Below are 21,918 nucleotides of genomic sequence, written 5' to 3' on the forward strand. Positions count from 1 at the left end.
CAAAAGGGCCTCACTGTTTTGCGGCAAGAATCCGCGGCAAAACAAGAATCTGGACGCCACGATGGTTGAGACCGGACATTTCGCCCTGGTTCTGGCGTTTGCGCTTTCGCTGGTACAGATGATCGTGCCGCTGTTTGGTGCGCGTTTGAACAACCAGCGCCTGATGGCTGTCGGTGGTCCGGTCGCGGTGACCGGCTTTGCCCTGACTGCGCTTTCCTTCGTCGCGCTGGCGAGCGCCTATGCAAGCTCGGACTTCTCGGTGGCGAGCGTCTGGGAAAACTCGCACTCGCTGCAGCCGCTGATCTACAAGATCACCGGAACCTGGGGCAACCACGAAGGCTCGATGCTGCTCTGGGTGCTGATCCTGACCTTCTTCGGCGCGCTTGTCGCTGCTTTCGGGGCCAACCTGCCGGCGACGCTGCGGGCCAATGTGCTTGCCGTGCAAGGGGCGATCGGCGCCGCCTTCTTCCTGTTCATCCTGGCAACGTCCAATCCGTTCCTCCGGCTCAATCCGGCGCCGATCGAAGGCCGCGATCTCAACCCCGTCCTGCAGGATCTCGGTCTCGCCGTTCACCCGCCGCTGCTCTATCTCGGCTATGTCGGCTTCTCGATCTGCTTTTCCTTTTCGGTCGCCGCTCTCATCGAGGGGCGCATCGACGCGTCCTGGGCGCGCTGGGTGCGGCCGTGGACACTGGTCGCCTGGATGTTCCTGACCGGCGGCATCGCCATGGGATCGTACTGGGCCTATTACGAGCTCGGCTGGGGCGGTTTCTGGTTCTGGGATCCGGTCGAGAATGCCTCCTTCATGCCGTGGCTGGCGGGCACGGCGCTGCTCCATTCGGCCATCGTCATGGAGAAGCGCTCGGCGCTGAAGATCTGGACGCTGTTGCTCGCCATCCTTACCTTTTCGCTGTCGCTGCTCGGCACCTTCCTGGTGCGCTCGGGCGTGTTGACCTCTGTCCACGCCTTCGCCACCGATCCGACGCGCGGCATCTTCATTCTGTGCATCCTTACGCTGTTCATTGGCGGCTCGCTGGCGTTGTTTGCGCTGCGTTCCTCGCGATTGACGGCCGGCGGCCTGTTCCATCCGATTTCGCGCGAAGGCGCACTCGTCCTCAACAATCTGTTCCTGACCACGGCCACCGCGACAGTGCTCGTCGGCACGCTCTATCCGCTGGCCGTCGAGGCCTTTTCGGCCGACAAGATCTCGGTCGGCGCGCCGTTTTTCAACCTGACCTTCGGGCCGTTGATGGTGCCGCTGCTGGTGATGGTTCCGTTCGGTCCGCTGCTGGCCTGGAAGCGTGGCGACGTCTTCGCCGCCGCGCAGCGGCTGATGGTGGCCTTTGCCGCGGCCCTTCTGGCAATGCTGGTCACCGCTCTGTTCATCGACGGCGCCTCGGTGTTCGCGGCACTTGGTGTCGGCCTTGCCGTCTGGCTGATCCTCGGCGCGCTTACCGACCTTGCGGTCAAGTCCGGCTTTGGCAATGTTGCAGCGGGGATAGGGGTCAGGCGCTTGCTTGGCTTGCCGCGCTCGGTCTTCGGCACTGCCTTCGCTCATCTTGGTCTTGGCCTGACCACCCTCGGCATCGTCGGTACGCTTTGCTTCGGCACCGAAAAGATATTGTCGATGCATCCCGGCGAGACGGTGGAATTGTCCGGTCACACGCTGCGTTTCGTCGGGCTTTATCCTGCCCAGGGGCCGAACTACAGCGAGGACCGTGGTCGCTTCGAGCTGATCGGCGTCAGCGGCAGCGCTATCGGCGAAATCAGTTCCGCCAAGCGTTTCTATCCGGTGCGGCAGATGACGACGACGGAGTCCGGCATCAAGACGCTCTGGTTCAGTCAGCTCTACCTTTCGCTCGGCGACCAAGGCAAGGATGGTTCGGTCGTGGTGCGCCTGTGGTGGAAACCGCTGGTGACGTTGATCTGGGGCGGCGGCCTGGTGATGATGGCTGGCGCGGCCATGTCGCTGATGGACAGGCGCCTGCGCGTCGGCGCCCCATCGCGCCGCCGCGGGCAGGCGAGCGCCGTGACCTCCGCGGGCCTGCCATGAACGCGAGGCTTTCGCTGACCTCGATTGTCCTGTTGCTGGCACTGTTCTTTGCCGGCACGGCACTGGCGGTGAAGCCGGACGAGATGCTGGCCGATCCGGCGCTGGAGGCGAGGGCGCGAGCGCTCTCCGAAGGCCTGCGCTGCATGGTTTGCCAGAACCAGTCGATCGACGAATCCGACGCCGATCTTGCTCGCGATCTACGCATCCTTGTGCGCCAGCGCCTCGTTGCCGGCGATACCGACCAGCAAGTGATGGATTACGTGGTTTCGCGTTACGGCGAGTTCGTGCTGTTGAAGCCGCGCTTCGAGCCGCGCAATGCCTTGCTGTGGGGTACGCCGGTCATCCTGCTGCTGGTGGGAGGTTTTTTCATCGTACTGACGGCGCGGTCGCGCCGCACGCTGGCAACAAAATCCCTGTCGGCCGAAGAACAGGCATCGTTGGACGCCATATTGCGCCGCGACTGACGGCTGCGGCGACCCGCGAACATTACCAAAGTTTCATGTGTCGGAAATGGCGCTGTAATGTGCGCCTCTCTAAGTCTCCTTTCCCGAGGATGCCGATCAAGCGCGTCCATCTGAAGAGGATACGAGACCCATGAATATTGCCCCCAATTCATATTCCCCCACCCGCAAGCGTCTCATGGCTGCCGTCGCGTCCATCGCCGTTGCCGGTGCGATCGGCGTCGGCGTGCTGACGACCGGAACGGGACCTGTCCTGGCCGATGCCGTGCGCGTCGAGGCACCGCAGGTGCCGGGCTTCGCCGATGTCGTCGACCGCGTTTCGCCCGCGGTGGTCAGCGTCAAGGTCAAGGCCAAGATCAGCCCGGTGGCGGACGATGGCTCCGACCAGTCCGACGATCCGAATGGCATGAACAACCTGCCCGACAATCCGCAGTTGCGGCGCTTCTTCAAGGAATTCCGCGGCTTTGGCGACCAGGGCGACCAGGGCGGCCAGAATGAGGACGGTCACCGCCGGTTCGGACGCCGCGATCACAACAACGACCAGCCGCGGCCGGTTGCGCAGGGTTCCGGCTTCTTCATCTCCGATGACGGCTACCTCGTCACCAACAACCATGTCGTCGAGGAAGGCTCGGCCTTCACCGTGGTTATGAATGATGGCAAGGAACTCGACGCCAAGCTGATCGGCACCGATCCGCGCACCGATCTCGCCGTGCTCAAGGTCGACGGTGTCGGCAAGTTCACCTATGTCGACTTCGCCGACGATTCCAAGGTTCGCGTCGGCGACTGGGTGGTGGCCGTCGGCAATCCGTTCGGCCTCGGCGGCACCGTCACCGCGGGCATCGTCTCGGCTCGCGGCCGCGACATCGGCGCAGGCCCCTATGACGACTTCCTGCAGATCGACGCCTCGGTCAACCGCGGCAATTCGGGCGGCCCGACCTTCAACCTCAACGGCCAGGTCGTTGGCATCAACACCGCGATCTTCTCGCCTTCCGGCGGCAGCGTCGGCATCGCCTTCGACATTCCGGCTTCGACCGCCAAGCAGGTGGTGCAGGACCTGATGAAGAGCGGCAGCGTGCAGCGCGGCTGGCTTGGCGTGGAAATCCAGCCGGTCACGGCAGACATCGCCGATTCGCTTGGCCTGAAGTCCGACAAGGGAGCCCTGGTGTCCAGCGCCCAGGACAACGGCCCCGGCAAGAAGGCTGGCATATCGGCTGGTGATGTGATCACCCAGGTCGACGGCAAGGACGTCGCTTCGCCGAAGGAGCTTGCCCGGCTTATCGGTGCTTACTCGCCGGGCAAACCAGTCGATGTCACGATCTGGCGTGACGGCAAGAGCCAGACGGTCAAGGTCGACCTCGGCACATTGCCCACGAGCGACAAGCAGGCTTCGGCCGACCAGCCGCAGCAGCCCGCCGCTCCGGCAAAACCCGACACCCTGGCCGATCTCGGTTTGACCGTCACCAAGTCCGAAAACGGCAAGGGTCTTGTGGTGACCGACGTCGATCCGGACAGCGATGCCGCCGATCGCGGCATCCAGCCGGGCGACATCATCACCGCCGTCAACTCGACCGAAGTGAACGGCACCGAGGACGTCGCCAAGGCCATGACCGAAGCAGTCAAATCCGGCCGCAAGGCAGTGCTGATGCAGATCACCCGCGACGACAACAACCGTTTCGTCGCGCTGCCCGTCGCCAAGGGCTGACGCTGGCTCCGGAACCGGAGTCCGGTTTCGGAGGCGGCAGGTTCGACTTTTCCAGTACGGCCGTTTCAAACACCCCGAGCCGCCGCACGGGAGAGCTTGGAGCCGAGCGCGTTAGTCAGTCATCGTGCTCTCCTCCGGCGGCAGCGGGCCATCGCCCGCTGCCGCACATTTCCAAAAACACGTTTCAGCAATCTTGGCGAAACGACATCGTGAACGAGGATTTTCATCGCGCGCGGCTTCCAATCATCTTGATCGCGATGCGCTTTGGCAAAGGTCACAATGCAGATGCCTGCTACTCAACCTTCCAGCGAAATCGCGTATAACAGTCCGATGAAGATTCTCGTCATAGAAGACGATCGCGAGGCCGCGGATTATTTGCAGAAAGCCTTCACCGAGGCCGGTCACACCGCGCATGTCGCCGGTGACGGGGAAACTGGTTTCGCGCTCGCCGATGCCGGCGATTACGACGTGATGGTCATTGATCGCATGATGCCGCGCCGCGACGGCCTGTCGGTCATTGCCGGTCTGAGGTCCAGGGGCAACACGACGCCGGTGCTGATCCTGTCGGCGCTCGGCGAGGTCGATGACCGGGTCACCGGCCTGCGCGCCGGCGGCGACGATTATCTGACCAAGCCCTACGCCTTCTCCGAGCTTCTGGCCCGCGTCGAGGTCCTGAACCGGCGCGCCAGCGCCAAGGAAGCCGAAACCGTCTACCATGTCGGCGATCTAGAACTCGACAGACTGTCGCATTCGGTCCGCCGCGCGGCGCGCGAGATCACACTGCAGCCGCGCGAATTCCGCCTGCTCGAATATCTGATGCGCCATGCCGGCCAGGTGGTGACGCGCACCATGCTGCTCGAAAATGTCTGGGACTATCATTTCGATCCGCAGACCAACGTCATCGACGTCCATGTCTCGCGACTGCGCGGCAAGATCGAGAAGGGTTTCGACAGGCCGATCCTGCATACGGTCCGCGGCGCCGGCTATATGCTGAAAAGCGGCTAGCAGCAGCATGGCTCTTTCCGTGCCAGCCATCATGAAGACGACGGCAGCGCGGCTTTCGGCGCTCTATCTTCTGCTCTTCGCACTCTGCGCCGTGCTGCTTGTCTTCTACATGACGTCGCTGTCGGCGCGCATGCTGACCGCGCAGACGCAGGAGACCATCAACGACGAGGTGCTCGGCCTCGCTCGCGCCTATCAGCGCGGCGGATTGCCGATCCTGGTGCGCGTGGTCGAACAGCGTTCCCGCCAGCCTGGCGCCAACCTCTATCTGATCGCCGACGCCAACGGCCAGATCCTGACCGGCAACGTGCAGAGCCTGGAGCCGGGCGTTCTGGAAAACGAAGGCTGGACCGGCAGCCCGTTCTCCTATCAGCGCTTTGGCGAGGGAGAGCTCGAGCGACTGCGAAATCTGCCTGCTGAACAGGGCACCACCACGCAACCCGATCAGAACGATACGCAGGCACAAGGCGAAAGGGGGCACAACGCCATTGCCTTGGTGCTTCGCCTGCCAAACCAGATGATCATGCTGGTCGGCCGCGACCTTGGCGAGCCGGAGCGGCTTCGCGCCGTCATCCGCCGCGCCTTGACGTTGGCGCTCGGCATGATGGGGGTTGGCGGACTGCTGATCTGGTTCTTTGTCGGCCGCGCCGCGCTGAAGCGCATCGACAGTGTGTCGGAAGCCAGCCGCCGCATCATGGGCGGCGACCTGTCGGGCCGGCTGCCGGTCACCGGGGCCGGTGACGAGTTCGACCGTCTCTCCGAGAACCTCAATTCCATGCTGGCCAGGATCGCGACGCTCAATGAAGGCTTGAAGCAGGTTTCCGACAACATCGCGCATGATTTGAAGACGCCGTTGACGCGGCTGCGCAACCGCGCCGAAGCGACGCTTTCCGGCAAGCACAAGTCCGCCGACTACCGCCAGGCGCTGGAGAACACGATTGCCGAGTCCGACCAGCTGATAAAGACCTTCAATGCCATCCTGATGATCTCCCGGCTGGAGGCGGGCTACTCTTCCGAAAGCACCAACCGCGTCGATCTGGCGGCGGCGGTGCGCGATGTGGTGGAGCTCTACGAGCCGGTGGCGGAAGAGGCTGACGTCTCGCTCGAAGCCGCGACGGACGGCGCTTTCATTGTCGACGGCAATCGCGAGCTGATTGGCCAGGCGCTGTCCAACATCGTCGACAATGCGATTAAGTACTCGACCGATTCCGCCACAAAACCGGCCGTTCGGGTGGCACTCGGGCGCACCGGCGGCGAAATCAGGCTTTCCGTCACCGACAATGGCCAGGGCATCCCGGACGATGCCGACCGCGCACGGGTGACGGAACGTTTCGTGCGGTTGGAGAAGAGCCGTTCGCAGCCTGGCTCGGGCCTCGGTCTCAGCCTCGCCAAGGCCGTGATGACATTTCACAATGGCCGGCTTGATCTCTTGCCTGGCAATCCCGGACTATCCGTGGTCATGAGTTTTCCCGCACGGGAGGATCATTGATGAGCGCGGTTGCAAAGCGGGCGGAGACGGAGTGGCTGTTGAAGCCGGCGGCAAGGCTTGCTCCGCTGGATGAAAGCCATGCGCGGCAGGAACTGGCCGAGATCGCTTCCGCGTCACGCGAGGAAGGCCTGGCGCGGCTGGCCAAATTCCTGGCCGGCAAGGGGGAGGGCCAGGACTTCCTGGCAGCTGTCTTCGACTTGTCGCCGTTCCTGCGTGATACGGCGCGTCGCCGGCCGCGGATCCTGGACGGGCTTTTCGATCAGACGGTCGAGGCGCGGCTGAAGGCGATCGGCGCCGCGATCGATCGCGCGCATTTGGCCGAGGCGGTCTCCGAATCCGGCCTGATGATGGAACTGCGCCAGTGGAAGGCCGAAGCGCATTTCCTGATCGCGCTGGCCGATCTTGCCGGCGAGGCCGAAACGGCGCTGACCGTACGGCGGTTGAGCGACCTGGCCGATGCCTGCGCGCGCGCCGCCGTCGACTTCCTGCTGCGCGACGCGCATGGCCAGGGCAAGCTCAGACTTCCGGATCTCGACAATCCATCGCGGCAATCGGGCTGGATCCTGCTCGGCATGGGCAAGCTCGGCGCGCATGAGCTGAATTTCTCCTCCGACATCGATCTTGTGGTTTTCTTCGATCCCGAGGCGCCCGCCATCGTCGATCCCCTCGACGCCACCGAACTGTTTTCGCGCCTGACGCGCCGTCTGGTGCGCATCCTGCAGGACCGTACCGAGCACGGCTATGTCTTCCGCACCGATCTGAGACTGCGCCCCGATCCCGGTTCGACACCGCTGGCGATCCCTGTCGAGGCGGCGCTGCGCTACTATGAGGCGCGCGGCCAGAACTGGGAGCGCGCCGCGATGATCAAGGCGCGTCCGGTGGCCGGCGATCTGGCGACCGGTGCGGCCTTCCTCAAGGAGCTTCAGCCCTATATCTGGCGCAAATACATGGATTACGCGGCGATTGCCGACGTCCACTCGATCAAGCGCCAGATCCACGCCCACAAGGGCCATGGCGAGATCGCCGTGAAGGGGCACAACGTCAAGCTCGGGCGTGGCGGCATTCGCGAGATCGAGTTCTTCGTCCAGACACAGCAGCTCATCGCCGGCGGCCGCTTTCCGGAACTGCGCGGTCGCGAGACGGTGCCGATGCTCGGCCAGCTTGCGGCGCGCGGCTGGATCACCGCCGACGCACGCGATGCGCTCGCCCGTCAGTACTGGTTCCTGCGCCGTGTTGAACACGCCGTGCAGATGGTTGCCGACGAGCAGACGCACACGCTGCCGGACGACGATGAGGGGCTGGAGCGCATCGCCCGCATGCTTGGTTTCGCCGATGCGGCCGCTTTTTCCCTGGCGTTCCGCGCCTCGCTGCAACAGGTCGAACGCCACTACGCCGCGCTGTTTGAAACCGCGCCGGAGCTTTCGACGGGCATCGGCAATCTGGTCTTCACAGGCGATGTCGACGATCCCGATACCTTGCAGACCTTGCACGGCCTCGGCTTCCAGCGGCCGAGCGACATCTGTCGCGTCATCCGCGGCTGGCATTTCGGCCGCTATCGCGTCACTCAGTCGGCGGAGGCACGCGAGCGACTGACGGAATTGACGCCGGCGCTGCTGCGCTCCTTCGGCCAGACGCGCCGGGCGGACGAAGCCCTGCTCCGCTTCGACGAGTTCCTTGCCGGCCTGCCCGCCGGCATCCAGCTCTTTTCGCTGCTGCAGTCCAATCCGGCCCTGTTGAAGCTTTTGGCGACGATCATGGGTGCTGCACCCCGGCTGGCGGCGATCATCACGCGCCGGCCGCATGTCTTCGATGGCCTGCTTGACCCCGCCCTGCTGACGGAATTGCCGGATCGCGCTTATCTGTCAGGCCGGCTTTCCGCCTTCCTCGAAGGCGACAGGGCCTATGAGGATGTGCTCGACCGGTTGCGCATATTTGCCTCCGAGCAAAAATTCCTGATCGGCGTCAGGCTGCTCGCCGGCTCGATCGATCCGGCCCGGGCCGGCCGCGCCTTTTCCGACCTGGCCGATCTCACCATCGGGGCTGCGCTGCAGGCGGTGACGGCGGAATTCGCGGCACGCCATGGCACGATTGCTGGCGGCGTGGTTTCGCTGCTCGGCATGGGCAAGCTTGGCAGCCGCGAGCTGACCGCCGGGTCGGATGTCGACCTGATCCTGCTCTACGACCACGAGCCGGACGCCGAGGACTCCGACGGCGACAAGCCACTGGCGCCCTCGCACTACTACACCCGCATGACGCAACGGCTGATATCAGCCGTGTCGGCGCCCACCGCTGAAGGGGTTCTCTACGAACTCGACCTGCGTTTGCGGCCCTCCGGAAACAAGGGCCCGGTGGCCACCCATATCGATTCCTTCAAGAAGTATCAGCGCCAGGAGGCCTGGACGTGGGAGCACATGGCGCTGTCGCGGTCGCGCGCCATTGCCGGCGACGCCAGCCTGTGCGGCGAGGTTGAAGCGGAAGTTGCCGCGGTGCTTGGCCAGCCGCGCGACGCTGCAAAGGTGATGTCCGAGGCCGCGGACATGCGCGCCATGATCGAGGCCGAAAAGCCGCCGCGCGACTTCTGGGACATCAAGCTCATTCCCGGCGGTCTGATCGATCTCGAATTCATCGCCCAGGTGGCGGTGATCACCGCGCAGGTCGAAGCCGGGCCGCGCGTCACCGGTACGGCGGAGATCCTGTCCCGTCTGGCGCCCGGCTTTGCCGAGGCCGGGGTCAGGCAGGAACTTGCCGACGCCTATGCACTCTATCTGGGGCTGACCCAGATGACCCGGCTGTGCCTCACCGGAGCCTTCGAGCGCGACGACGTTCCGCCGGGGCTTTCGGATCTGCTTCTGGCGGTCGCCGATCTGCCGGATTTCGGTGTGCTGGAAGCACATCTCAAGGAAACGTCGCGGAAGGTCAGGAAGGATTTCAACCTTCTGCTTCGTGCCGGACGACCGTGACGAACGGTTGTCCGGCCAGAGCATCGGACCCGACGGTGGGAACCGATTTCGAGAAAATCCGATGCTCAAACAAGGAGATAGAGCGGCAATAGATCCGCCACTCCAGCATCGGGGGTGACGATGCAACAGGAGAAGACCATGAGAAAGACGACCAAACTTGCCCTTGCCTTCGTAGCCTTGGCCGGCGCCGTCGGCACCACGGCCTATGCCGAAAACAACGCCAGCGCAAAAATACGCGAAGGCATGATGATGCGCCTCAACAAGGCGATGAGCGATTCGGACGGCACCATCACGTTCGACCAGTTTTCCGACGCCATGGACGCGCGGCTGAAGAAACTCGTTGCCGACAATGGCGGCAAGCTGACCGTCGCCCAGCTCGCTGACGCGCTGGAGAAGGCGCGTTTCGAGCGGATGGCCAAGCGCATCATCGCCCGCTACGACAGCAAGGGCGACGGCACGCTGACCACCGACGACATTACCAGTCGCGAGAAAAAGGTCTTTGCCATGCTCGACAGGAACAATGACGGCAAGATCGAAAAGAGTGAGCTGCCGAAAGGCGACCGCTTTGGCCGCCACCGCAAATCGGATGACGACGGCAATGGCGGCGACATGCAGTAGGAAGCAAGTCGCGCCCTGAGGGCCTGACTGAGGCTCTGACATCTGAAACGTGGAATTCCGGCGGCAGGCGCCGCCGGAGACACGTTCCCCGACCGGCCGGCGGAACCCGTCAGGCCGCGGCCTTCACCGCGAGCGTCGCTTTCTTGACTGGAATGCGCACCGACACGATCGTGCCGGCGCCTTCGGTCGAGCGGATCTTCAATGCGCCGCCCTGCAACTCGGCCAGCGAGCGCGAGATGGCAAGGCCAAGGCCGGAACCGGCATGGTTCTTGGAAAACTGGTTCTGCACCTGTTCGAAGGGCCGTCCGAGCTTGCCGAGCGCTTCCTTCGGGATGCCGCAGCCATTGTCCTCGATCGTCAGCACCAGCGCGCCGGATGTGTTGCGGGCCCTGACCGATATGTGGCCGCCCTGGCCGGTGAATTTCACCGCGTTGGACAAGAGGTTGATGACGATCTGCTTGATCGCGCGGCGATCGGCGATCAGCGTCAGCGCGTCGGCGATGCGTGTTTCCACGGTGATCGCCTTTTGCGCCGCCTGCAGCGAGACGACGCGAACCGTTTCGCTGATCAGCGGACCGAGATCGATTTCTTCCCGATCCAGCGAGAACTGGCCGGCCTCGATCTTGGACATGTCGAGAATGTCGTTGATGACGCCCAGGAGATATTTGCCGCTGCTGTTGATGTCGGTGGCATATTCCTCGTAGCGCTCCGACCCCAGCGGACCGAACAGGCCCTGTTCCATCAGTTCGGAGAAGCCGATGATGGCGTTCAGCGGCGTGCGCAATTCATGCGACATGTTGGCCAGGAACTCGGATTTGGCCCGGTTCGCCGCCTCGGCGCGTTCGGTTTCCTTCATGTATTTGCGGTTGAGGTCGACCAGTTCACGCGACCGCTCCTCTTCGGCCCGGCGGGCGAGGCTGAGGTCATGGATCGTCGCCATCAACCGGCGTTCGCTGTCGACGAGTTTCTCCTGATGCAGCTTGATCTGGGTGATATCGGAGCCGACCGAAACGATACCGCCGTCCCGGGTCCGCAGTTCGTTGACCTGCAGCCAGCGGCCGTCGGCCAGCTGCCGCTCGAAGGTGGCGCCGCCTTGCAGTCCGTTGGTGTTGGCAAGCCGCCGTTCGGAAGCAAAGGCGAGCATGCGTTCTTCCAGTGCGGCGCGCGCAACGCCTGGCATCACATCACGGTCCGAAAGCCCGTTGTCCTGCTGGTATTTGGAATTGCACATGATCAGGCGCTGGGCCGAATCCCACAGCACGAAGGATTCGTTGATGTTCTCGATCGCCGTTCTGAGGCGAAGATCAGCCGCCTCTGAACGCAGCGCCAGATGGCGCTGCTCGGTGACGTCGACGGCGATGCCGATCAGCTGGATCTCCGGCGCTTCCGGATCGATGACTTGCGCCCTGGCGCGCATCCATACCCATTGACCGTCGGCATGCCGCATCCGGAACACCTGGTCGATATGGTCGATCTCACGGGAGACGATCCTGTTGGCCAACAGGAACAGGTCGCCATCCTCGGGGTGGATGATCTCGTCGACCTCGCCGAAGGACAGCATCGTGTCGCAAGGCTCGTAGCCGAGCATGTCGTACATCGAGCGCGACCAGTACATCTTGCCGCGCACCATGTCCCAGTCCCACAGGCCGCAGCGGCCGCGAACCAGCGCCATGTCGATACGCTGATGCGCTTCGAGATAGATACGGTCGGCTGCCTGCGCGCGCGCCGCCTGGCCGAAATAGGCGTAGAGGATGATGATCAGCACGCCGGCCGTCAGCACGAACAGGGTGACGTTCAGCGAGACGGTCTTGCGCCACGCGTCGAAAACCGCGTCCTGCGGAACCAGGGCCGCCGCCGCGCCTTTTCCCCCGTTGGCCAGACTGACCGCTGCATACCAGTCCTGTCCGCCGATGTTGACCTCCATCACGCCGGCACGGTCGCCGAACATGAACAATGGCTGGCCGCCCTGGACGAGGCCGTCCAGCGAATGGCCTTGCCATGGCATCGAGCGCGGTGTCACCGCGACGATCTTGAAAGCGCTGTCGGTGATGACGAGCACATGGCTGCGGCCCATCGCGCCCTGACGGCTGGTGGTTTCCAGAAGATCCTGGATGGCGCCTGGCACCGTGTCCGAAGTGGTGGCGAGCGAACTCGCGAGTTGGCCCGCTGCCAGCGTAAGGATCGCCTTGGCATCGCGCTCGACATCGTCGCGCTCGTTCATCAGCGACAGCACCCGCAGCGCCGCGATGACGATCAGGAAGGTGATGATGAGAGCCGGAATCGATCGGCGCAAGAGCGGCTCGGCGGCCAGCAGCCGCCGGTAGGCCGGTTCGGCGATGAGCCGCGTATTCCCGGCAAGGCCGTCGCTTCGCGCCTCGCGGCGAGCAAAAGCCTTCCCTCCGGGCGCGCCCCACGCGTCCGCCTTCGCCATAAATGGCACTCCCCGAATTTGCCTATGCTTGGTGATCCGGCAAACGCCGCACTTCCGAATCGTCAGTAAAGAATCAAAGGTGATTCGCCTTGTCCAGTGGTCCGGCGAAAAAAGATTAAAAATCGACTAAAATAACGGACTTTCGCCGGCGGCGTGCCCCTGCCGCCTGCGCAAGCAGAGAAGGGAAGGGCGACTACGCCAGCGTGCGCTCGACAATGTCCCTCAAATCCGCCGACAGGTTTTCGGCGCCGGCGATCGAAAGCAGCGCTTCCCTGGCCTTGGCCTGCCGGCCAGGTTCGAGCGAACGCCACGATCTGAGCGCCGTAGCCAGCCTTGCCGCCACTTGCGGGTTGCGCTTTTCCACCTCGAGCACCGTCCGCGAGAAGAACCTGTAGCCCTCGCCATCGGCGCGGTGGAAGCCGGTCTGGTTGGCGCTGGAGAATGTGCCGATCAACGAGCGCACGCGGTTCGGATTGGCCATCGAGAAGGCCGGATGAGCGGTCAGGGCGCGCACTGTGTCGACGGCCTGCGGACCGGGCACGCTGGCCTGGATCTGGAACCATTTGTCCATGACCAGCGGGTCGGATCCATATGTCGTCTCGAAAGCCGCCAATGCCTTGATTGCCTCGGGCGAACCGTGGTGGCGATGCGCGAGCACGGTAAGTGCGGCGGCACGGTCGGTCATGTTGGTCGCCGATTGGAAGTGGCTGATGGCAAGTGCCGCTCCGCCCGGCTGCAAGGAGAGATAGTCGAGCAGGATGTTGCGCAGGGCGCGTCGTCCGGCGCTCGCCGCGTCCGGGCTGAACGCGGCCTTGTCGGCAAGGCGGTCGTAGAGGCCGGCAAATGTGTCCCGGTTGGCGTTGCCGATCGCGAGCGCCAGGGCCTCGCGGGCCGCATGGATGGCGTCGGGATCGATGTTCTTGCCAATGTCGCGGGCGATGTCGGCATCGCCCGGCAACGCCAGCGCCAGTGCCCGATAGGCTGGCTCCAGCGTCTCGTCGCCGGCGATGCTGCCGGCGAGCTCGGTCAGCCGCTGGGCGAAGACCGGCTGCTTGCCGCCAAGGATCTGTCGGAAGGCGGCAATCAGCGCATCGGTCAGCAGCGTGTTGAAGGCCTGCCAGCGCGAGAAGGCATCGCTGTCATGGCGGGCGAGGAAGAACTGGTCGTCGGCCTTCTGCTCGACGGAAAGCGTCACCGGCGCCGAAAAGCCGCGGTTGAGCGACACGGCCGGCCGTTCGGCCACGCCCGAGAAACGCACCATGTGGCGGCGCTTGCGGACATGGATGACGCCGTTCTCGACGCTGGCGCCCTCGACGCCGCTATACTCGACCGCCCTGCCGCCGGCACCGATCAGGCCGAAGGCGAGCGGAATATGCATCAGCCGCTTGCGGCTCTCGGATGGCGTCGGCGGCACCGACTGCTCGATCTCGAGCGTGAACTCCCGCGCGGCCGGGTTGTACGTCGAACTGACCGTCAGATTGGGCGTGCCCGCCTGATTATACCAGAGCGCGAACTGCGACAGGTCGCGGCCGGACGCATCCTCGAACACCTTGATGAAATCCTCGATCGTCGCCGCCTCGCCGTCATGCCGCTCGAAATAGAGGTCCATGCCGGCGCGAAAGGCGTCGGGCCCAAGGATGGTGCGGATCATGCGCACCACTTCGGAGCCTTTCTCGTAGACCGTCGCCGTGTAGAAATTGTTGATCTCGCGGTAGCGGCGCGGCCGCACCGGATGCGCCAGCGGCCCCTGGTCCTCGGGAAACTGGTGCGCGCGCAGCGTGCGCACCTCGGCGATGCGTTTGACCGCGCGCGAACGCTGGTCGGCGGAGAATTCGTGGTCGCGGAAAACCGTCAGCCCTTCCTTCAGGCAAAGCTGGAACCAGTCGCGGCAAGTGATTCTGTTGCCTGTCCAATTGTGGAAATATTCATGCGCGATGATCGCCTCGATATTGGCGAAATCAGCATCGGTCGCCGTCTCCTGGTCGGCCAGCACATATTTGTCGTTGAAGATGTTGAGGCCCTTGTTTTCCATCGCGCCCATGTTGAAGTCGGACACGGCGACGATGTTGAAGACGTCGAGATCGTATTCGCGGCCAAACGCCTCCTCATCCCATCGCATCGATCGCTTCAGGGCGTCCATGGCGTAGCCGGCCAGCTTCTCCTTGCCTCGTTCGACATAGATGCCGAGCTCGACCTTGCGGCCCGACAGGGTGACGAAGCTGTCGGCGACCTTGCCGAGATTGCCGGCCACCAGCGCGAACAGGTAGGACGGCTTGGGGAAGGGGTCGTGCCATCTGGCATAGTGCCAGCCATTGCCGAGATCGCCATCGTCGACCGGGTTGCCGTTGGACAGGAGCAGCGGCGCCTCGTCACGCAGGGCCTCGATCCGCACCGTGTAGACGGACAGGATGTCCGGTCGATCGAGGAAATAGGTGATGCGGCGAAAGCCCTCGGCCTCGCATTGCGTGCAGTAGACATTGCTGGAGCGATAGAGGCCCATCAGGGCTTCATTGCCCGCTGGCGCCAGCTCGGTCTCGATAACCAGCTGGAAGCGACGCGCGGCCGGCGGCTTGAGGATGGTCAACTGGTCGGGGCTCGCCAGCAGATCCGCCGGCTTCGCTTTCTTGCCGTCGATCTCGACGCGCTCGAGTGTAAGCCCGTCGCCGTCCAGCACCAGCGGTGCCGACACGGATACGCCGTCACGGCGCTCGACCGTGAGCACGGCGGTGACGCGCGTTGCTTCTGGCGACAGGCGGAAGGTGAGGTTCGTTTGCGGAATGAGGTAGTCGTTGGGGCGATAGTCTTCGAGCTTGAAGACCTGGCCGGTGTCCGTGCGCATTCCGTGGGTTTTCCTGTCAATTGCGTTGGAGGCGGATTGTTGCCGCTGGTCCTAAAAATTTGAAGTTCGCGCTCTTTACACGAAACGGTCCCTCGACAAAACTGAGCCAACGCCTATTTCAGGCGTTCCTTCTCCAGTCGTCATCGCGAGGCATCCATGACCGTCGTCACGCCGAAATTCGGGATGGGCGCATCCGTGCTGCGGCGCGAGGATGCTGCCTTCATCCAGGGGCAGGGGCGCTATACCGACGACATCCAGCCGGCTGGCGTCCTGCACGGCCATGTGCTGCGCTCGCCGGTGGCCAAGGCAAGCTTCAGCATCGGTTCGACCGAGGCGGCGAGGGCCGCGCCTGGCGTGCATCTGGTGCTGACCGGCAAGGACCTTGCCCATCTCGGTGATCTCAAGTCCGGCGTCATGCAGCAACAGCCGGATGGCACCAAGGCGCCGACCCGCGACATTCCGATCCTGTGCCGCGACCGGGTCAACTATGTTGGCGATGCCGTCGCGTTTATCGTCGCCGACAGTCGCGCCCTGGCGCAGGATGCCGCCGAACTGATCGATGTCGACTATGATTCCGAGGACGCCGCCTCCGGCACCGCCACGGCGCTTGCCGAAGGCACGCCGCTGGTCTGGCCGGAACTCGGCTCCAACCGCGCCTTCAGCTACCACATGGGCGACAGGAAAAAGACCGACGCGGCTTTCGCCAAGGCCGCCCACGTCACCCGCATCGAATTCGTCAACAACCGGCTGGTCTGCAACTACATGGAGCCGCGCTCGGCGATCGGCGAGTGGAACGTGCTGGAGAACCGCTTCGTGCTGACCACTGGGTCGCAGGGCGTGCATTCCATGCAATATATCCTGGCCGGGCTGTTCAAGATCAAGAAGGATCAGATACGTGTCATCACGCCGGATGTCGGCGGTGGTTTCGGTCCCAAGAGCTTCGTCTACCGCGAGTATCCGCTGGTGCTCGAGGCGGCAAAGCGGCTTGGCCGCCCGGTGAAATGGGCCGGCGACCGCACCGAGCACTTCCTGACCGACGCTCAAGGGCGGGACAATGTCGTGAAGGCGGAGATGGCGCTGGACAAGGACGGCCGTTTCCTTGGCATGAAGGTGGACCTGCTCGCCAATATCGGCGCCTATATCTCGCAATACGGCCCGTTCATTCCCTATATCGGTGTCACCATGTCGACCGGCGTCTATGATATCCAGGCGCTCGACGTCTCGGTGACCGGCCTCTACACCAACACCTGCCCGGTCGATGCCTATCGCGGCGCCGGCCGGCCAGAAGCGGCGTTCCTGCTGGAAAAGCTTGTCGATGCCTGCGCCCATGATCTGGGCCTGCCTGTGGAAGAGATCCGGCGCCGCAATTTCATCCGGCCCGAACAGTTTCCCTACCGCACGCAGACCGGCCGCCTCTACGACACCGGCGAATTCGAAGGGCATATGAACCGCGCCATCGAACAGGCACGATGGAAGGCATTTCCGGCGCGGCTCGAACAGTCGAAAGCAGGCGGAAAGATCCGCGGCATCGGCATGGCGACCTATATCGAGGCCTGCGCGTTTCCCGGCTCCGAACCGGCCTTTGTCGAACTCAATGGCGACGGCACGGTGACGCTGAAGATCGGCACCCAGACCAACGGGCAGGGGCACGCCACCGCCTATGCGCAGTTCCTGTCGGAGAAGCTCAATCTCGATATCGACAAGATCCATGTCCGCCAGGGCGACACCGACGAATTGAAGGCCGGCGGCGGCACCGGCGGTTCGCGTTCGATTCCGCTCGGCGGTGTTTCTGCGTCGCGTGCCGGCGAGGATTTGGCCAACAAGATCAAGCGTATCGCCGCCGATGAGCTGGAGGCTTCAGCCGGCGATATCGAGCTGTCGAACGGCGTTGCCCGCATCGTCGGCACCGACCGGACGATCGATTTTTCGAGCATCGCCAAGGCCGCCAAGACGCCGGACGATCTGAAGGGGTTCGGCGAGTTCGTGCAGGACGAGTGCACCTATCCGAACGGTACCCATATCTGCGAGGTCGAGGTCGATCCCGAGACCGGCGCGACCGAGATTGTCAGCTATACCATCGTCGATGATTTCGGCGTCACGGTGAATCCGATCCTGCTCGCCGGCCAGGTGCATGGCGGCGTGGTGCAAGGCATCGGCCAGGCGCTGGTAGAGGACACCATCCATGGTGAGGACGGGCAACTGCTGACGGCGAGCTTCATGGACTACGCCATGCCGCGCGCCGACAATTTCCCGTTCTTCCATTTCGAAACCCGCAACGTGCCGTCGACCACCAATGCACTCGGCATCAAGGGGGCAGGCGAGGCCGGCACCATCGGGGCAACGCCGGCCGCGCTCAACGCGGTGACCGACGCGCTCTGGCGCGCCTACGGCGTCAGGCACATCGACATGCCGGCGACGCCGGCGCGGGTCTGGGCGACGATCCGGGAAGCTGCGGGAGCGTGACAGCCGGGCCGGTCACCCCCACCGTCGCGGTTAGTGAGCACGCCGGCGGGCACAGCACGCTCACCGGCATCATGTTCAAGATCGTATCAGTGGCGGTCTTCGTCGGCATGCAGACCTGCATCAAGGCAGCGGGCACCGTGCCGGCGGGCCAGATCGTCTTCTTCCGTTCCTTCTTCGCCATCTTCCCGATCATCGCCTTCCTCGCTTTCAGGGGAAAACTTGGCACCGCCTTCGCGACCAGGCGTCCGCTCAACCACATCGCGCGCGGCGTCGTTGGTGTCTGCGCCATGGGGCTCGGCTTCTTCGCGCTGACACGGCTGCCACTGCCGGAAGCGATCACGCTGAACTACGCGCAGCCACTGCTGGTGGTGGTGTTCAGCTCGATCTTTCTCGGCGAGGCCATCCGCGTCTATCGCTGGAGCGCGGTCGCGGTCGGCCTGGTCGGCGTGCTGATCATCTCCTGGCCGGAACTGACGCTGCTGCGCTCGGGCGCTGCCCTCGGTGACCAGGAGGTGCTCGGCGTGATTGCCGCGCTGCTTGCCGCGGCGATCTCCGCCATCGCCATGCTGCTGGTACGCAACCTCGTTCAAAGCGAGCGCACCGCGACCATCGTGCTGTGGTTTTCGGTGACGGCGAGCGTCATGGCGCTGCTGTCGCTGCCGTTCGGCTGGCAGGCGCTGACGCCACTCCAGGCGGCTCTGCTGGTTGCCGCCGGTTTTTGCGGTGGCCTCGGCCAGATCCTGATGACGGCAGCCTATCGCCATGCCGAGGCCTCGGTCGTGGCGCCCTTCGAATACACGTCGATGATTCTTGGCGTCGTCGTCGGCTATCTCGTTTTTGGCGACGTCGCCACGCTCAACATGCTTGTCGGCGGCCTGATCGTCGTCGCGGCCGGCATCTTTATCATCTGGCGTGAGCGCCGGCTCGGCCTGGAGCGCACCCGCACCCGCAAGGCTGCGCTGCCGCAAGGCTAGGCGATACAGCAACCTTCGCAGGTTTAGTGGTGTATGATACGAGCGGAGCTACAACGGAGCGAAGCGGAGAATCAATTGATCTGCATTCTTGCGATGTCGGGTGCATATCTGTTCATGGGCTTCGTCTTGGCATCGTTTTTTACGGCTTGGATGTCTATGGCCGTCATAATCATCAAAGGATCCTGGGACCACGACGAATCCGATTTCTCTAGGATCAGACGCTTGGCTTTCCTGCGGCAGGAGATGTCGACGACCGAAGGACGAATATTCAAGTATGGAGTATTCGGGTTTCTGACGAGCATAGCGTTGGCGCTATTGTTCGCTTTCACTTTGCTGGCAGTTCAATCTCTGGGAGTAGCTTCACCGTGTGTGGGGCTTCCCTTTGAATGCGCCCGAACTGTGGCCCATCGCAATGGGTAATTACCTGGCCCGCTCCTTTGCCAGCCGCGCCAGCACCGCCCGCGTCTGCTCGTCGGCCGGGAAGAAGGATTCGATCGCCAGTTCCGACAGCGTCACATCGAGCGGCGTGCCGAACACGGTGATGGTGCTGATGAACGACAACACCTGATCGCCATGGGCGAGGCGCAGCGGATGCACGATGGCGTTCGGCTCGACAGGCATGGGCCTGCTGCCCTTCAACCCGGACGGGTAGCCGCGCAGCTCGCGCTCCAGTTCGACCAGAACAGGATCGCCGCTCGCGTCATTCTGATGCTTCAGGCGCTCGAGCAGGTGCGTACGCCATTCCTGGAGATTGACGATGCGCGGCGCAATGCCGCCGGGGTGGAGGCTGAGGCGAAGCACGTTGACAGGCGCCGTCAGCAGCGAAGCCTCCGTGACATCGGCAAGGAACGGAGCGATAGCGGCATTGGCCGAAACCAGGTTCCAGTGCCGGTCGACGGCAAGCGCCGGGAAAGGCTCGTGTCCCTTGAGCACGATCTCCACCGCCGCCATCGCCGGCGCCAGTGTTGTGTCGGTGAGCGGGCGTTCGCTGAAGCTTGGCGCAAAGCCTGCCGCCAGCAACAGCTGGTTGCGCTGCCTGAGCGGGATCGACAGCTGCTCGGCCAGATGCAGCACCATGTCGCGCGAGGGCGCGGCACGGCCGCTCTCGACGAAGCTCAGATGCCGCTGCGAGATCTCGGCTTCCATGGCGAGGCCAAGCTGGGACATGCGGCGGCGGGTGCGCCACTCGCGAATAAGGCTGCCGGCGGAGTTTTGGGATGTCGTCATGAGCGAATGACTAGGTCGGCGAGAGGCGCATTTCAATTACCTGCGAGGTCATCACTAGGTGAGCGCCCGCAGCTTCGCCTTCACTTCGAGAAAATCCCGCCACGCCAGTTTCTTGTGCGCCGGGGTCCTCAAGAGATAGGCCGGGTGCAGCGTCGGCATGGCTGGAATGGCGATGCCGGACGCCGTCGTGTGGACGCGCCAGTTGCCGCGCAGCCGCAAGATGCCTTCGCTGGTATTGAGCAAGGTTTTCGCGGACGGACCGCCGAGATTGATCAGCACCTTGGGATCGACCAGCTCGATCTGCCGCTCGATGAACGGCCGGCAGATCTCGGTCTCGTGCGGCGTTGGCGTGCGATTGCCCGGCGGCCGCCACGGAATGACGTTGGCGATGTAGACCGAGGTTCGGTCGAGGCCGATCGCGGCCAGCATGCGGTCGAGCAGCCGGCCCGAGCGGCCGACGAAAGGCAGGCCCTCGATATCCTCGTCACGGCCGGGCGCTTCGCCGACCAGCATGAGTGCGGCCTCCGGATTGCCGTCGGCGAACACCAGGTTCTTGGCGGTGGCCTTGAGGTTGCAGCCGTCGAACGCCGCCATGTGCTGGCGAAGCTCGTCCAGCGTCGTTGCGGTCGTCGCCAGCTGACGCGCCAGCGCCGCTTGCGCTTCATCGGGGACCGTAGAGGTCTTGGCCGGTGCGCGCGCGACGGGCGGCGCGTTCGGTCTGTCACCCGCCTCGGCAAAGGCTACGCCAGTCGAGCGAGGCGGTGCGGCGTTGTCGCCCAAGGGCGGCGCCGTCGGCGCGCGCTCGGCTGGTTTGGGCGCGGCCTCGGCGAACCGGTTCACCGGCTGGTCTTCAAGCGCCTCGTCGACGCCCGCGCTGGCATAGAAGGCCAGCAGGTCGGCAAGGTCCGGTCTGTTGTTGGGGGAAGCGGCAGTCATGGATTCACATTCGTCCGCATGACGGCAATTTGCAAGGCTGGCCGCTTGCCCTAGCCTGTCGGTATGCGTGGATCCTGCACCAGATAGAAGGTCCATCGCGGCGTGTAGTCGGTCATCAGGAATTCGAACCTGGCGGTTTTCAGCGGGTCGACCTTGCCGTTCTTGAACAGCAGACGATCATAGGGTTCGAACTCGCGGTCGAAATCGGCGAAATTGCTCGACCAGATATTGTCGGGCGTCTTGTTGCGCTGGTCGAACGAAAGTCCGTCGCCGAACACGCTTGGCTGGTCCAGGATCTCCTGCAATTCGAACTGGAATTCGATCCAGGCCTGGCCGCTGTTGTTGAGCACGTCGATGCGCATATACATGATGCCGTTGGCGAATTCGCCGGCCGGGCCGAAGGTCTCGATCGGCTTTGTCGTGCGGATGGTCAAAGTCACCGGCGTCGCCGAATTGAGTTCCTCCGTGATGACCAGCGGATCCTCCTTCGTTCCGATGCCCGAAGCGCCGGTGATGCGGAAGCCGCCAAGCTCGTCGGAGAAGGAATAGGCGCCCGTCGCCCAGACTTTCACTTCGTCGGCGACCGCGTCGACCGGTGCCAGCAGCAGAAGGGCCAAAAGGAGCGCCCGGCGAGCCCGGCCGGGCGTTGATGGAAAGCGCGTCGATGACAAGCCGGCTGGCCCAGGAATGCGCATGGCGTGAAGTATGGCCGATAACCAAGCCGTCGAACAATTAAAAACGCAAGCGCCGCGGGCCAGGCTGA

Annotated in this window: 14 protein-coding genes; 9 read left to right on the top strand and 5 right to left on the bottom strand. The window is 63.9% G+C overall.

The window, feature by feature from the left end; translation table 11 throughout:
• Window positions 1–61: 61 nt before the first annotated feature.
• The 7 genes from OOJ09_RS03260 to OOJ09_RS03290 all read left to right on the top strand — a co-directional run bounded on the left by OOJ09_RS03260 (window position 62) and on the right by OOJ09_RS03290 (window position 10,285).
• On the top strand, window positions 62–2,053 hold the full coding sequence (locus tag OOJ09_RS03260) for a heme lyase CcmF/NrfE family subunit (RefSeq protein WP_269903799.1): 1,992 nt from the start codon (window positions 62–64) through the stop codon (window positions 2,051–2,053).
• The gene (locus tag OOJ09_RS03265) at window positions 2,050–2,517 is read left to right on the top strand and encodes a cytochrome c-type biogenesis protein (RefSeq protein ID WP_269903800.1); all 468 of its coding nucleotides are present in this window, start codon (window positions 2,050–2,052) and stop codon (window positions 2,515–2,517) included. Before OOJ09_RS03260 ends, OOJ09_RS03265 begins: the two co-directional genes overlap by 4 nt.
• Before the next feature lie 130 nt (window positions 2,518–2,647).
• Window positions 2,648–4,216, top strand: a complete 1,569-nt coding sequence (locus OOJ09_RS03270; RefSeq protein WP_269903801.1) for a Do family serine endopeptidase — start codon at window positions 2,648–2,650, stop codon at window positions 4,214–4,216.
• A 330-nt stretch (window positions 4,217–4,546) separates the two neighbouring features.
• Window positions 4,547–5,221, top strand: a complete 675-nt coding sequence (locus tag OOJ09_RS03275) for a response regulator transcription factor (RefSeq protein ID WP_269903802.1) — start codon at window positions 4,547–4,549, stop codon at window positions 5,219–5,221.
• 7 nt (window positions 5,222–5,228) lie between these two features.
• Entirely contained in the window at window positions 5,229–6,707 is a 1,479-nt protein-coding gene (locus OOJ09_RS03280; protein ID WP_269903803.1) for a sensor histidine kinase, read from the top strand.
• Window positions 6,707–9,667 (top strand): bifunctional [glutamine synthetase] adenylyltransferase/[glutamine synthetase]-adenylyl-L-tyrosine phosphorylase, encoded by a 2,961-nt coding sequence (locus OOJ09_RS03285; protein ID WP_269903804.1) that lies wholly within the window; start codon window positions 6,707–6,709, stop codon window positions 9,665–9,667. Before OOJ09_RS03280 ends, OOJ09_RS03285 begins: the two co-directional genes overlap by 1 nt.
• Before the next feature lie 138 nt (window positions 9,668–9,805).
• Window positions 9,806–10,285 carry a hypothetical protein gene (locus tag OOJ09_RS03290; protein WP_269903805.1) on the top strand — a complete coding sequence of 160 codons (480 nt, stop codon included), beginning with the start codon at window positions 9,806–9,808 and terminating at the stop codon, window positions 10,283–10,285.
• Between the two features lie 109 nt (window positions 10,286–10,394).
• Here the strand turns inward: OOJ09_RS03290 and OOJ09_RS03295 are convergent, their stop codons facing one another.
• Together OOJ09_RS03295 and pepN are read right to left on the bottom strand one after the other, a co-directional pair.
• Window positions 10,395–12,716 (bottom strand): PAS domain-containing sensor histidine kinase, encoded by a 2,322-nt coding sequence (locus tag OOJ09_RS03295; RefSeq protein WP_269903806.1) that lies wholly within the window; start codon window positions 12,714–12,716, stop codon window positions 10,395–10,397.
• A gap of 193 nt (window positions 12,717–12,909) precedes the next feature.
• Entirely contained in the window at window positions 12,910–15,555 is a 2,646-nt protein-coding gene (gene pepN / locus OOJ09_RS03300) for an aminopeptidase N (RefSeq protein ID WP_269903807.1), read from the bottom strand.
• Between the two features lie 156 nt (window positions 15,556–15,711).
• Here pepN and OOJ09_RS03305 point away from each other — a divergent pair, with 156 nt between their 5' ends.
• Together OOJ09_RS03305 and OOJ09_RS03310 are read left to right on the top strand one after the other, a co-directional pair.
• Window positions 15,712–18,018 carry a xanthine dehydrogenase family protein molybdopterin-binding subunit gene (locus tag OOJ09_RS03305; RefSeq protein ID WP_269903808.1) on the top strand — a complete coding sequence of 769 codons (2,307 nt, stop codon included), beginning with the start codon at window positions 15,712–15,714 and terminating at the stop codon, window positions 18,016–18,018.
• Window positions 18,019–18,089: 71 nt separating this feature from the next.
• Entirely contained in the window at window positions 18,090–18,992 is a 903-nt protein-coding gene (locus OOJ09_RS03310; protein WP_269904059.1) for a DMT family transporter, read from the top strand.
• A 420-nt stretch (window positions 18,993–19,412) separates the two neighbouring features.
• On the opposite strand, the gene OOJ09_RS03315 is transcribed toward OOJ09_RS03310, so the two are convergent.
• The 3 genes from OOJ09_RS03315 to OOJ09_RS03325 are packed head-to-tail and all read right to left on the bottom strand — an operon-like array spanning window position 19,413 to window position 21,850.
• A complete protein-coding gene (locus OOJ09_RS03315) occupies window positions 19,413–20,219 on the bottom strand; it encodes a helix-turn-helix domain-containing protein (protein ID WP_269903809.1) in 807 nt (268 codons plus the stop codon).
• A gap of 54 nt (window positions 20,220–20,273) precedes the next feature.
• Window positions 20,274–21,155 (bottom strand): uracil-DNA glycosylase, encoded by an 882-nt coding sequence (locus OOJ09_RS03320; protein ID WP_269903810.1) that lies wholly within the window; start codon window positions 21,153–21,155, stop codon window positions 20,274–20,276.
• Between the two features lie 50 nt (window positions 21,156–21,205).
• Window positions 21,206–21,850, bottom strand: a complete 645-nt coding sequence (locus tag OOJ09_RS03325) for a hypothetical protein (RefSeq protein ID WP_269903811.1) — start codon at window positions 21,848–21,850, stop codon at window positions 21,206–21,208.
• Window positions 21,851–21,918: the final 68 nt, after the last annotated feature.

The organism is Mesorhizobium qingshengii (genome assembly GCF_027563465.1).
Lineage (GTDB): Bacteria > Pseudomonadota > Alphaproteobacteria > Rhizobiales > Rhizobiaceae > Mesorhizobium > Mesorhizobium qingshengii_A.

Bases quoted from the DNA above. Each gene is read 5' to 3' on its own strand.
- OOJ09_RS03260 (WP_269903799.1), top strand. From the start codon at position 62: ATGGTTGAGACCGGACATTTCGCCCTGGTTCTGGCGTTTGCGCTTTCG.
- OOJ09_RS03265 (WP_269903800.1), top strand. From the start codon at position 2,050: ATGAACGCGAGGCTTTCGCTGACCTCGATTGTCCTGTTGCTGGCACTG.
- OOJ09_RS03270 (WP_269903801.1), top strand. From the start codon at position 2,648: ATGAATATTGCCCCCAATTCATATTCCCCCACCCGCAAGCGTCTCATG.
- OOJ09_RS03275 (WP_269903802.1), top strand. From the start codon at position 4,547: ATGAAGATTCTCGTCATAGAAGACGATCGCGAGGCCGCGGATTATTTG.
- OOJ09_RS03280 (WP_269903803.1), top strand. From the start codon at position 5,229: ATGGCTCTTTCCGTGCCAGCCATCATGAAGACGACGGCAGCGCGGCTT.
- OOJ09_RS03285 (WP_269903804.1), top strand. From the start codon at position 6,707: ATGAGCGCGGTTGCAAAGCGGGCGGAGACGGAGTGGCTGTTGAAGCCG.
- OOJ09_RS03290 (WP_269903805.1), top strand. From the start codon at position 9,806: ATGAGAAAGACGACCAAACTTGCCCTTGCCTTCGTAGCCTTGGCCGGC.
- OOJ09_RS03295 (WP_269903806.1), bottom strand. From the start codon at position 12,716: ATGGCGAAGGCGGACGCGTGGGGCGCGCCCGGAGGGAAGGCTTTTGCT.
- pepN (WP_269903807.1), bottom strand. From the start codon at position 15,555: ATGCGCACGGACACCGGCCAGGTCTTCAAGCTCGAAGACTATCGCCCC.
- OOJ09_RS03305 (WP_269903808.1), top strand. From the start codon at position 15,712: ATGACCGTCGTCACGCCGAAATTCGGGATGGGCGCATCCGTGCTGCGG.
- OOJ09_RS03310 (WP_269904059.1), top strand. From the start codon at position 18,090: ATGTTCAAGATCGTATCAGTGGCGGTCTTCGTCGGCATGCAGACCTGC.
- OOJ09_RS03315 (WP_269903809.1), bottom strand. From the start codon at position 20,219: ATGACGACATCCCAAAACTCCGCCGGCAGCCTTATTCGCGAGTGGCGC.
- OOJ09_RS03320 (WP_269903810.1), bottom strand. From the start codon at position 21,155: ATGACTGCCGCTTCCCCCAACAACAGACCGGACCTTGCCGACCTGCTG.
- OOJ09_RS03325 (WP_269903811.1), bottom strand. From the start codon at position 21,850: ATGCGCATTCCTGGGCCAGCCGGCTTGTCATCGACGCGCTTTCCATCA.